General features: G+C 42.6%; 11 protein-coding genes. All 11 read right to left on the bottom strand.

The window, feature by feature from the left end; translation table 11 throughout:
- Nucleotides 1-19: 19 nt before the first annotated feature.
- Nucleotides 20-877, bottom strand: a complete 858-nt coding sequence (locus tag FG24_RS08220) for an NAD-dependent epimerase/dehydratase family protein (RefSeq protein ID WP_036302465.1) — start codon at nt 875-877, stop codon at nt 20-22.
- Nucleotides 870-1,412, bottom strand: a complete 543-nt coding sequence (locus FG24_RS08215; protein WP_036302463.1) for an NUDIX domain-containing protein — start codon at nt 1,410-1,412, stop codon at nt 870-872. The genes FG24_RS08220 and FG24_RS08215 overlap by 8 nt, the downstream gene beginning before the upstream one ends.
- A gap of 190 nt (nt 1,413-1,602) precedes the next feature.
- Nucleotides 1,603-1,905, bottom strand: coding sequence for a DUF2818 family protein (locus FG24_RS08210; RefSeq protein ID WP_036302462.1), 303 nt, complete (start codon nt 1,903-1,905; stop codon nt 1,603-1,605).
- On the bottom strand, nt 1,905-3,353 hold the full coding sequence (gene nuoN, locus FG24_RS08205; RefSeq protein ID WP_036302460.1) for an NADH-quinone oxidoreductase subunit NuoN: 1,449 nt from the start codon (nt 3,351-3,353) through the stop codon (nt 1,905-1,907). Before nuoN ends, FG24_RS08210 begins: the two co-directional genes overlap by 1 nt.
- Before the next feature lie 3 nt (nt 3,354-3,356).
- A complete protein-coding gene (locus FG24_RS08200; protein WP_036302458.1) occupies nt 3,357-4,856 on the bottom strand; it encodes an NADH-quinone oxidoreductase subunit M in 1,500 nt (499 codons plus the stop codon).
- Nucleotides 4,857-4,877: 21 nt separating this feature from the next.
- On the bottom strand, nt 4,878-6,911 hold the full coding sequence (nuoL, locus tag FG24_RS08195; RefSeq protein WP_036302456.1) for an NADH-quinone oxidoreductase subunit L: 2,034 nt from the start codon (nt 6,909-6,911) through the stop codon (nt 4,878-4,880).
- A gap of 9 nt (nt 6,912-6,920) precedes the next feature.
- Nucleotides 6,921-7,226 (bottom strand): NADH-quinone oxidoreductase subunit NuoK, encoded by a 306-nt coding sequence (gene nuoK, locus FG24_RS08190; protein ID WP_019897883.1) that lies wholly within the window; start codon nt 7,224-7,226, stop codon nt 6,921-6,923.
- A complete protein-coding gene (locus tag FG24_RS08185; protein ID WP_200876884.1) occupies nt 7,226-7,906 on the bottom strand; it encodes an NADH-quinone oxidoreductase subunit J in 681 nt (226 codons plus the stop codon). Before FG24_RS08185 ends, nuoK begins: the two co-directional genes overlap by 1 nt.
- A gap of 140 nt (nt 7,907-8,046) precedes the next feature.
- Nucleotides 8,047-8,538: an NADH-quinone oxidoreductase subunit NuoI gene (nuoI, locus tag FG24_RS08180; RefSeq protein WP_036302455.1), complete on the bottom strand. Its 492-nt coding sequence runs from the start codon at nt 8,536-8,538 to the stop codon at nt 8,047-8,049.
- Nucleotides 8,539-8,593: 55 nt separating this feature from the next.
- A complete protein-coding gene (gene nuoH / locus FG24_RS08175) occupies nt 8,594-9,622 on the bottom strand; it encodes an NADH-quinone oxidoreductase subunit NuoH (RefSeq protein WP_036302453.1) in 1,029 nt (342 codons plus the stop codon).
- Nucleotides 9,622-12,057 (bottom strand): NADH-quinone oxidoreductase subunit NuoG, encoded by a 2,436-nt coding sequence (gene nuoG, locus FG24_RS08170; protein ID WP_036302451.1) that lies wholly within the window; start codon nt 12,055-12,057, stop codon nt 9,622-9,624. Before nuoG ends, nuoH begins: the two co-directional genes overlap by 1 nt.
- Between the last annotated feature and the right edge of the window lie 24 nt (nt 12,058-12,081).

Genomic DNA, 12,081 nt, shown 5'->3' with positions numbered 1-12,081 from the left:
TAAATACAGTGATTGATGTCTACTCAATGGCAAGTTCCCGCAATATGGCTTGATAACCCACTCGATAATCTGGATACTTCGGCACAAATCCCGTTGCCAGCATCGCTTGATTACTTAAGCGTTTACCGCCACTTACTGGCATCGACTCTGGCACTTCCAATGCTAGTTGTAATGCAATCCAAGTAAGCACCTCATACTGACTGACAGGCGTAGCGTCCGTCACAATATAACAAGGCTTAATCTTTTCTTTACCAAGCAATACTTTTTGGATGAGAAATGTCATGAATGCAGCAGCATCATCACGATGGATTCGATTACTCCAGCTATTATTTTTCGGCCAACGCTCTGGTGCTTTGGCGAGATTAATCATGCGCAAGCGACCTGGTCCGTAAATACCTGACAATCTCAGCACGGTAGTGTTACATGGCAACTCCCCCAATAATGACTCCGCTTCTAATAAGCGTTCACCGCCAAAATCAACTGGTAACGGTGTAACAGATTCACCTAGGATGTCATCCGTCACTTGCCCATAGACGCGTGTGCTTGACACAAAAAACACATGTTTTAATTGGCGATTATCAGTCTGCGTCATTAATACATTACGCAAGCCATCTACATATGCTTGCTTATATTGAGCATCCGTTTGCCCGCTAGCGGCAATACAATACACAATCATATCGGGCTGAATATCACGCAGCCTATGAAGTGAGGCAAGCTCAGTGACATCGGCCTGAATCATCTCAGCGCTATCAGTCGCCCTGTAGCTTCTGGCAACACCATAAACATGCATATTTAAATGGGTTAATTGGTCAGCTATAGCGCTACCAAGATCACCATAACCTACAATTAACACTTTCAATTTGGGTATGCTATCCATGCTGCTGTATATATTTTTCTGTGAGAAATAATGCCACGATAGTCTTGCTATCTGTAATATCGCCTTGCTGAATCAGCTTAATAGCATCGGACAGCGCAAGATCAAACACCTCTAAAGCCTCATCATCATCTCTATGACAAAGCCCATCAGTCAAATCTCTTGCCAAGTAAATATGAATCACTTCATTCGAATAGCCAATACAGGGATGTTGCTCACCTAACTTCACCCAATTCTTAGCTTGATAGCCAGTTTCTTCGAGTAACTCTCTTTGACCAGTATGCAATGTGCTTTCATTAGCATCAATCTTGCCGGCTGGCAGTTCGATAAACACTTTGTGTAAAGGATATCGGAACTGACGCTCTAATACTATATTACCATTACTCAACAATGGAACAATCACCACTGCACCCGGATGTGTGACGTATTCGCGCTGGCTCACATTTCCATTAGGCAAGCGAACTTGATCTCGTTTCACACAAAGAAAATCGCCCTTAGCTAAATCCTCGGTGCTAATAAGATGCTCAGTTAAATCCATCAGAAATCCTTGTTCTTACCGATGCTAAAAAGTGGGGATGACATCTCAACTGACAGAGGGCTAAGTAAGTCACATATGATAGAAGATAATAGCAGAAGACTAAACCTTCAAGTCGAGAACTTCAAGTAAGGACTAACCATCAATATTGGCAGGATAGAACTAGTATCTAACCGACCAATTGATTTGAATATTAAATTGTTTTCTTCCAGAGCACTTTATAAACAAAGCCTGGAAAAGCAAACACTAAGAATAAGAAACTAGTGACCGCATAAAACTCCCAGCCCTGTGGTGCAACCTGCCCAAAAGTTGCACGCTCTGCATACACGGCTAAAGCACCCACTAGAAAATAAAGGGTGACTAACTCAAGTAAGCACCAAGCTAAATTCTTGGTGTTATTGGCAGCTTTTAACGGAAACATATAAAACAATTTATCTGAAAACCAAGGCAGATTTGCAGCTAAGAACATAATGCCGAGCAGTACCCAATTCGTCATTAGCTTAGGCTCCGGCTAATAGCATAAAAACATACACTCATCAGGCCTTGTGGCATTAAACCAATAGCCAACAAAGCCAAAGCATTCATGCTCAACAGAACACGCATATCAAATGGTGCAACAATCGGGCTATTATCTTCCGGCTCATCAAAGTACATCAACTTGATGACACGTAGATAGTAGAATGCGCCAATCACTGCCATCAACACGGCAAACACAACCACCCATAAAAAGCCTGCTTGCAATGCCGCTTGCAATACCGTGAATTTAGCGTAGAAACCTAGCGTTGGTGGAATACCTGCCATGCTAAACATCACGATTAGCATTAAAAAGGCGATCCAAGGGCTACGTTGATTCAAACCTTTTAAATCACTTAAATTTTCAGCTTCAAAGCCCTTACGTGATAACAACAGAATAATGCCGAAACCTGCAAGTGTCATCACCACATAGCTAGCGATATAAAACAATGCAGACACATAACCGTTACCACTTGCACTCATTAAACCTAGCAATACGAATCCAACATGAGAGATAGTTGAATATGCCAACATACGTTTCAGATTAGTTTGTGCAATTGCAGTCACGTTACCAAGCACTATCGACAACACAGACATAATTAACAACATTTGTTGCCAATCAATTGCCAATGTTGGTAAGGCCTGTGCCAAAAGACGAATAACAAAAGCAAAAGCTGCTAGTTTAGGCACAGAGCTAATCAACATGGTCATTGCAGTTGGTGAGCCTTCATATACATCAGGCACCCACATTTGGAATGGCACAGCGCCTAATTTAAATGCTAACCCAGCCACAATAAATACCAAGCCTAACACCAAGACTGCATGCATTCTGGCGCCGCTCATCAATGCATGATTAATGTCAGAGATATTTAAGCTACCGGTCATACCGTAGATCATGCTCATGCCGTATAGCAACATACCTGACGCTAAAGCACCCAACACAAAATATTTCATGGCAGCTTCAGTCGCGCGATGGTTGTCGCGATCTAATGCAACTAAAGCATATAGGCTGAGGGATAACAACTCCAAACCTACATACAGTGTCAGCATGCTCTGACCTGACACCATAATCATCATGCCGACGACTGAGAACAGCACTAGTGCATAGAACTCACCGCGGAACATATTACGCAGTTGGATGTATTGCCTAGTGTAGACAAAGATTAATGACGTCCCTACATAAATCATCAGCTTTAAAACATCGGCCATCGTGTCATCAACAAATGTGCCGGTAAAAGCATAGCCTACACTTGGCACGTGTGTTGTCACCGTAAAATAGGCGGCCAAAAGCAAACCTAGTTGTGACAAACCGTATATTGCAATCCGATTAGACTGTTTTAAAAACAGATCAGCAATTAATACAAGCATTGCCATCCCTAAAAGGATGATTTCAGGTAAGGCGGTAATGAGGTCGTAACGTATATTTTCCATGACTTATAAGCCTACTGGCAGCTTGCTATTTGCTAGATGTGAAAGAAGTTGAGTAACAGTTGCATTGGTCATATCAGTAAGCGGCTGCGGATAAATACCTAGTGCCAGTACTAAGATTGCCAATACAGACAATATTAAAAACTCACGCTTATTTAAGTCTTTAAGCGCGGCAACATTTGCGTTGGCTACCTCGCCGTAGAATACGCGCTTCACCATCCATAAGGTGTAAGCAGCACCAAATATCAACGTGAATGATGCTAAGAATGCATACCAGAAGTTAACCTGAATAGCGCCTAAAATCACCATGAACTCCCCTACAAAACCAGAAGTGCCGGGTAAACCACTGTTAGCCATTGCAAACAACACGGCAAAGGCAGCAAACACTGGCATCGTATTCGCCACACCACCATAAGCATCGATTTGACGGCTATGTACACGGTCGTACAGTACACCCACGCTTAAGAACATCGCTGATGAAATGAATCCATGTGAAATCATTTGTACAACTGCGCCCTCTAGGCCCAAATTATTAAAGATAAAGAATCCTAATGTCACAAAGCCCATGTGCGAAATTGAGGAATAAGCAATCAGCTTTTTCATGTCTTTTTGCACCAATGCCACTAACGCAATATATACAATCGCAATCAGTGACAAGGTAATCATGAAACCTGATAAGTAATGCGCTGCATCTGGGGCGATAGGCATCGCAAAGCGTAAAAAGCTATAGCCACCTAATTTTAGTGCAATCGCCGCCAACACCACCGAACCGCCTGTTGGCGCCTCAACGTGGGCATCCGGCAGCCAAGTGTGTACAGGCCACATTGGAATTTTTACTGCAAATGCGGCAAAAAACGCCAAGAAAATAAGCACTTGCACATTTAAAGGCATTGGCAATTGGTAATAATCTGTAATCGCGAAACTACCAGTCTGATGGAACATGTAGATAAAAGCCACCAACATCAGCAGTGAGCCAAGTAGCGTATATAGAAAGAACTTCACCGTCGCATAGACACGGTTAGGGCCACCCCAAATACCAATCACTAGGAACATTGGGATTAACATTGCTTCCCAAAATACATAGTACAGAATTGCATCTAATGTACTAAATACACCAATCATCAGGCCGCTCATAATCAAGAATGAGGCCATATATTGTGCAACACGCTTTTCAATCACTTCCCATGCTGAAATCACAACAATCACAGTAGTGAAACTAGTCAGCAAGATTAGCGGAATCGCAATACCATCAGCACCTAAATGATAATGAATATTAAAAGACATAATCCAAAGGAAACGCTCTTGGAACTGAAACCCACCATCAGCAAAGTTAAAGTGCGTATAAAGTGGAATCGTCACTAAAAAGCTAAGCACACTGCCAAACAAGGCGAACCAACGCGTTAAGTTAGGTTTACTGTCATCCGCAGTGAACAATACCAAACCGCCCGCCAATATTGGCAGCCAGATGGAAAAACTTAGAATATGTTGCAAAAAGTAATCAAGCATTTTTTATACTTTAGAAAAGAATTAAATCTTTATAAGACCAAGAGATAGCATTAAAAACACGCCAATAATCATCGCAAATGCATAGTGATAAATCAAACCTGTTTGTAGTTTGCGTATAACACCAGACAACTTACCAATTAGGTTAGCCGTGCCATTCACCATAGCACCGTCAATAATTTTAACGTCGCCGATTTGCCATAGTTTATTACCTAAGAAGCGCGAGCCAGCGGCAAAAAATCGGTCATTAAAGCTATCAAAACCATATTTATTTTCTAATATCTTATTGATTAAGCTAAATCGTTTTTGAATCGTAGCAGGGATGTCTGGACGCTTCATGTAGAAGAACCACGCTAAGGCAACGCCTGATGCTGCTAACGCAAATGGCAATGTCATTAAACCATGTAGCGCCATGCCTAATGAAGAATGGAATATTGTATGCCAATGATGCGCAAGCTCTTGCATCGCAGGATGCGCATGCGCATCTACAAAAATAACGCCTTTGAAGAAATCACCAAACAGCATTGGTTCGATTGCAAAGTAGCCAATCGCCAATGATGGAATCGCTAATAGAATCAATGGTAATTTCACAACCCATCCTGGTTCGTGCGGGTCATCTGTTGGGCTCAAACCATGATGATGATCCTCATCGTCGTGATGGTCTGCATTATGATGCCCGTCATGCTTCACTTCACGCCATTTCTCTTTGCCGTGGAACACCAAGAAGTACATACGGAAACTATAGAATGCTGTCACAAACACACCAGTTAGCACTGCAAAGTAAGCAAAACCACTACCTGCTACCGTAGAGAATTTAGCTGCTTCAATAATGCTGTCTTTAGAGTAGAAACCTGAAAGTAAAGGTGTACCAATCAAAGCGAGTGAACCAATCAATGAAGTAATCCAAGTAATCGGCATATACTTCTTAAGGTTACCCATGTTACGAATATCTTGATCATGATGCATGCCCATAATGACCGAACCTGCTCCTAAAAAGAGTAATGCCTTAAAGAAGGCATGTGTCATTAAGTGGAAAATGGCAACCGAGTAAGCTGATGCGCCTAATGCCACTGTCATATAACCTAATTGCGACAATGTCGAATAAGCCACTACACGCTTAATGTCATTCTGGATAATGCCCAAAAAGCCCATAAACAGCGCAGTGATACTACCAATAATAATCACAAACGATAATGCTGTTGATGACAGTTCAAACAATGGTGACATACGTGCCACCATAAATATGCCCGCCGTCACCATGGTTGCTGCATGGATTAACGCAGAAATAGGCGTTGGGCCTTCCATTGAATCTGGCAACCATACATGCAATGGCACCTGTGCAGATTTACCCATTGCACCAATAAATAGCAAAATACAGGTCACAGTCATCAGTGACCAAGATGCGTTGCCAATTAAATTAATTTTGGTGTCTGCCATTCCTGGTGCAACTGAAAACACAGCTGCGTAATCTAGGCTACCAAAATGATACAGAACTAAGCCAATGCCTAAGAGAAAACCGAAGTCACCAACACGGTTTACTAAAAATGCTTTTAAGTTGGCATAAATGGCGGTTGGACGTGTATACCAAAAGCCAATCAATAAATAAGAAACTAAGCCCACAGCCTCCCAGCCAAAAAACAACTGCATGAAGTTATTGCTCATCACCAGCATCAACATAGAGAAGGTGAACAATGAGATATAGCTAAAGAAACGTGCGTAGCCTTTATCTTCATGCATATAGCCGATGGTGTAAATATGAACCATCAATGAAACAAAAGTCACCACCACCATCATCATGGCACTGAGTCGGTCGATTAAAAACCCGATTTCAAATGAGAAGTTGCCACTTTTCAACCAAGAGTACACGGTCTCATTATAAGGCTGACTCACCATGGCATCTTTTAGCACATACACTGACAAGGCAAAAGAAATCGCCACACCAGCAATGGTCACTACATGCGCGGCAGCTCTAGGCAGATGCTTACCAAACAGACCGATAATAATAGCGGCCAATAATGGAAGCAAAGGGATTGCAAGATAGATTTGTTGCATACTCATGCTAAACACTTAGCCTTTCAAACTGTCTAAATCGTCAACATTGATCGTGCGTAAATTTCTAAACAACACAACCAAGATCGCTAGGCCGATAGCAGACTCTGCAGCTGCCACCGTTAAAATAAAAAACACGAAAACCTGCCCTGCAATATCATTCAGATAATGAGAGAAAGCAATAAAGTTAAGGTTAACTGCCAACAGCATTAACTCAATTGCCATCAATAAAATAATGACATTTTTACGATTTAGAAAAATACCAATGACACTGATTGCAAACAGCAATGCACCTAAAATTAGATAATGAGATAAACCGACCATTATTTAGCCCCTTTATCATCAGCCTGAGCTGATGCATCTACCACATCATTTTTTTCCACTTCTTTTTCCACGTGGGCTTCCATTTTCACAATTCTTAGACGGTCAGCTTTTTTAACCAGCACTTGTTTAGCAGGATCCATAGATTTACTATCTTTACGATCACGCAATGTCAACGCAATTGCCGCCACAATAGCGACGAGCAACACCACAGAGGCCAGTTCAAATGGCAGCAGATAATCGGTATACAGCACGCGCCCCAATTCAGCAGTGTTGCTGTAATCGGCTGGTCGTGCTGGGGGTGCCGCAACAACATCTGTGCCAAAGTTACGTGCACCTACTATCATGACCATTTCTACTGCCATTAAGCCACCTACTGGCAAAGCCACTGGTAGCGCTTTCCAAAAGCCTTCACGCAATTTATCCAAGTTGATATCAAGCATCATCACCACAAACAAGAACAACACCATCACTGCACCAACGTACACCAACACCAATGCGATGGCCAAAAACTCAGCTTCTAGTAACAACCATATTCCTGCCGCTGTAAAGAATGCCAGCACAAGATAAAGTGCTGCATAAACTGGGTTACGCGTAGTGATGACACGCAATCCTGCAATCAGCAAAATAATTGCGAGTGTATAAAAAACGATGTCTTGAAAATGCAAGCCAAAAAATGTCATATGGTTAAATGGTTATCTATTAAAAGTGCTTAAACGATGTATGAAGGCTTCACTATAAATCTGCTACTTAATTTGTTATTTCCTAATTTTTTATCTAAGCAGCTTATTACCTAAACTGCTTATTTATCTGTACGACTTGTCTATCTAAAAACTTTATCTTGTGCTCTGTCTGCTGCGATTTGTTTTTCATGTTTATCACCCACTGCTAGCAGCATTTCTTTTGTGTACAACAAATCACCGCGTTGTTCGCCGTGATAATCAAACACACGAGTCTCTACAATAGAGTCAACAGGGCAAGACTCTTCACACAAACCACAGAAAATACATTTAGTCAGGTCAATATCGTAACGCGTGGTGCGACGTGTGTTGTCTTCACGCTGCTCGGACTCAATCGTAATCGCCATCGCAGGACATACTGCTTCGCACAGTTTACAAGCAATACAACGCTCTTCACCATTAGGATAACGACGTAGCGCATGCAAGCCACGGAATCGGTTAGATTGAGGCGTATTCTCTTCAGGGTACTGAACCGTGATCTTAGGTGCAAAAAAGTAACGGCCAGTCAGCGCCATGCCTTTAAGCAACTCCCATAACATTAAGCTGCCTAATGTTTGTTTAATCGATTTAATCATAATTTATTCAAAACCTAATCACTAAACTTAGCGAAAAAAACCTAGTGAACCAAACCTAGTGAAACAAATGAGCCCATGGAGTTTGCATCATGCCACCGACAAACACAATCCACACAATAGTAATTGGAATAAACACTTTCCAGCCTAAACGCATGATCTGGTCATAGCGATAGCGCGGAAAGGTTGCCCTAAACCATAAAAATAAGAATAAGAGGAAACCAACTTTGGCAAGCAACCATAGGAAACTATCCGGAATAAACGGTACTGGTGATAGCCAACCGCCCAAAAACATCAGTGCTGCCAGCATCGACACTAAAATCATATTTGCATATTCAGCTAAGAAGAACACCGCAAATGCCATGCCGGAATACTCAACGTGGAAACCTGCAACGATTTCAGACTCGCCCTCGGCTACGTCAAACGGTGCGCGGTTTGTTTCAGCAACCGCACTGATAAAGTAAACAATAAACAAAGGGAATAATGGAATGAAATACCAATGCCAGAAACCGCCCTCTTGTCCTAAAACAATTTTGCCTAGGTTTAAACTATTAGCACACATCAACACACCCACTAATGCAAAACCCATCGCAATTTCGTATGAAACGATTTGTGCAGCTGAACGTAAGCTACCTAAGAATGCATATTTAGAGTTAGAAGCCCAACCCGCAATAATCACGCCATAGACTGCCACAGAAGTCATGGCAAGAATGTAAAGCAAGCCAGCATCTACGTCTGCAAGCACCATATTCAAATCAAACGGAATAACTGCCCAGGCTGCAAACGCTGGAGCAATTGCTAATACAGGCCCTAATAAAAACAATGCCTTATTAGAAGCTGTAGGTAAAATCACCTCTTTGAATAATAGTTTAATACCATCTGCGAGCGGCTGTAGCAAACCGAAATAACCAACACGATTCGGTCCGATACGCACCTGCATATAACCAATCACTTTACGCTCGGCCAATGTGAGGTAGGCAACTGCAACCATTAGCGGTACGACAATCGCGACAATCTTAATCAAAGTCCAGCCAGTGATTTCAACTGCTGGCCAGTAACTACCAAATAGGTTTGATAACCATTCCATTAGGCACGCACTTCCGTAATGTTTGTATTAATGTTTTGTAATTGCTGCGGAGATAGCTTTTCAACTGTGATATCGCCCATTAAATCACCAAGGCCGGTTGTCACCTCATGAGCAGCCGCCACACGCACACAACCCATTGCCACATGGTCATCTAAACGCACAGTCAATACCGCACTGCCTTTATCCTGCTTCACTAGTACATGGTCACCCTCAACCAAGTCTAACGCCGCTAATTGACGGCCACACATACGTGCCATAGGCTTGATGTTGTATTTGGTTTTTTGTAACGGCGGTGAGCGTCGAACAATGGGGTCAGACTCGTATTGCGGCACTTCACCAATACGTTGTAAACCATCATGTTTGATATTTACCTGAATCTCAACCAGCTCTCTTAAGTTGTTATTCAGACTACGCCAAACCACAGCAGATGGCTTGTCACCTGCAAAAATCGCGTCTTTTACTTGCTCGCTAGATTCATAATCAAAGCCATCCAAATCTAGTGTATTCGCTAGTACTCGTAACACTTTCCATGCAGGTCGTGACTCACCCAATGGTCTCACTGCCGCTGCAAAACTCTGCACACGACCTTCCATACTCATAAAAGTACCGGAGGTTTCTGTGAATGGTGTAATCGGCAGCAAAATATCTGCATTATCTAATGCTTGTGACTTAAAGGCTGTCAAAGCAATAACACACTCTGCTTTTTCCATCGCAGCATTTGCTAAAGCAGCATGTTGGCAATCTAGCTCTGGCTCGATATTTAACAATAAGTATGCTTTACGTGGCACTTCAAGCATTGCACGTGCGTGCATACCGGTACTTGATGGCATCACACCCATCATATGCATACCTGTACTGTTAGCCGCTGCTGGTAATATGCCGCCCTTGGCACCTGTAATACCGCCGATAGCCTCAGCCAAGCTATACATTTCTGTAAAGCGTGGGTCGCTCAATGCCATATTACCCAAGAAAATACCAACTTTTGGCGCAATCAGATCATAGTCTTTACCATGACCTGCCAAACTCTCTGCGATTGCTTGTGTGTTTGGACGTACTTTAATATCGTCCAACAGTGCAGTAAGCGATGGCGGCAAACATAGTGATAAGCGTTGCAAGCCAGACATGGCTTTTAATATTTGGCCAAGCACATTGACCATGTCGTTAGGTCGCACAATCACTTTATGTGCAATATCCATCAATGGATCATTATCTAATGGACTTACCACAGATAGCTCAGCGCCATTCGCCACAGCCCTACGGAAACGCTGTGCCAATAATGGATGCTCATTGCGCAAATTAGAGCCAATCACAATAATACGATCGAGCTCTTCAATTTCATGGATATTACAACCCATCCATGGTGTGCCTAGACGTTTACCATCCAATCTAAAGTCAGTTTGACGCAAACGATAGTCGATATTGCCACAAGCCAAACCATTCGCCAGCATTTTAGCTAAATAGCCTTCTTCCATCGTGCTATTAGGTGACACTAAAACGCCTAAAGCTTCGCTACCATATTCGTTGGTAATGTCTTTTAATTGACCTGCAGCAAACTCAAGCGCGGTCTTCCAGTCAGTCTCTACCCAAGCGCCGTTATGTTTAATCATTGGCACTTTTAAACGATCAGGACTATTAAGACCCTCATATGAGAAACGGTCACGGTCTGACAACCAGCACTCGTTGATGCTTTCTTTTTCACGCGGTAACACACGCATGACTTTATTATCTTTTACGTGTACTTCGATATGCGAGCCTAAGCTATCATGCGCAGCAATACTTGGTCTGCGTGTTAACTCCCAGCTACGTGCAGAATATCTAAACGGTTTACTGGTTAACGCGCCCACTGGACACAAATCAATAATATTGCCAGATAACTCTGAGTTAACGCTCTTATCTACATAGGCAGTAATTTCTGCATGCTCGCCGCGGCCAATCAAACCTAACTCTTGCATACCACCCACTTCTTTTAAGAAGCGTACGCAACGTGTGCACTGAATACAGCGCGTCATATCGGTACTCACTAACGGACCAATATTTTTATTAAAAACAACACGCTTTTCTTCAGTATAGCGAGAGCCACTCACACCGTAAGCAACGGCTACGTCTTGTAAATCACACTCACCACCTTGATCGCAAATTGGGCAATCTAACGGGTGATTAATCAGCAAAAACTCCATCACACTTTGCTGCGCTTCAATCGCAGATTTTGAGCGTGTGAATATCTTCATGCCATCCGCAACTGGGGTTGCACATGCCGGCAATGGCTTGTTAAATTTTTCCACCTGTACCAGACACATGCGGCAGTTTGCTGCCACTGACAGTTTTGGGTGGTAGCAAAAACGTGGAATCGCAATACCGACTTTATCAGCCGCATCAATAATGGTGCTGCCGTGTTCGACTTCTATCGATTTACCATCTATTTCAATATTCAACATTATGTATTTTTACCGTCTTTACAG

The organism is Methylotenera sp. L2L1 (genome assembly GCF_000744605.1).
In the GTDB taxonomy this organism is placed as follows: domain Bacteria; phylum Pseudomonadota; class Gammaproteobacteria; order Burkholderiales; family Methylophilaceae; genus Methylotenera.
Note: the sequence above shows the minus strand (reverse complement) of the source record. Positions and strands in the feature narration are given on the sequence as shown.

Bases quoted from the DNA above. Each gene is read 5' to 3' on its own strand.
- FG24_RS08220 (WP_036302465.1), bottom strand. From the start codon at position 877: ATGGATAGCATACCCAAATTGAAAGTGTTAATTGTAGGTTATGGTGAT.
- FG24_RS08215 (WP_036302463.1), bottom strand. From the start codon at position 1,412: ATGGATTTAACTGAGCATCTTATTAGCACCGAGGATTTAGCTAAGGGC.
- FG24_RS08210 (WP_036302462.1), bottom strand. From the start codon at position 1,905: ATGACGAATTGGGTACTGCTCGGCATTATGTTCTTAGCTGCAAATCTG.
- nuoN (WP_036302460.1), bottom strand. From the start codon at position 3,353: ATGGAAAATATACGTTACGACCTCATTACCGCCTTACCTGAAATCATC.
- FG24_RS08200 (WP_036302458.1), bottom strand. From the start codon at position 4,856: ATGCTTGATTACTTTTTGCAACATATTCTAAGTTTTTCCATCTGGCTG.
- nuoL (WP_036302456.1), bottom strand. From the start codon at position 6,911: ATGAGTATGCAACAAATCTATCTTGCAATCCCTTTGCTTCCATTATTG.
- nuoK (WP_019897883.1), bottom strand. From the start codon at position 7,226: ATGGTCGGTTTATCTCATTATCTAATTTTAGGTGCATTGCTGTTTGCA.
- FG24_RS08185 (WP_200876884.1), bottom strand. From the start codon at position 7,906: ATGACATTTTTTGGCTTGCATTTTCAAGACATCGTTTTTTATACACTC.
- nuoI (WP_036302455.1), bottom strand. From the start codon at position 8,538: ATGATTAAATCGATTAAACAAACATTAGGCAGCTTAATGTTATGGGAG.
- nuoH (WP_036302453.1), bottom strand. From the start codon at position 9,622: ATGGAATGGTTATCAAACCTATTTGGTAGTTACTGGCCAGCAGTTGAA.
- nuoG (WP_036302451.1), bottom strand. From the start codon at position 12,057: ATGTTGAATATTGAAATAGATGGTAAATCGATAGAAGTCGAACACGGC.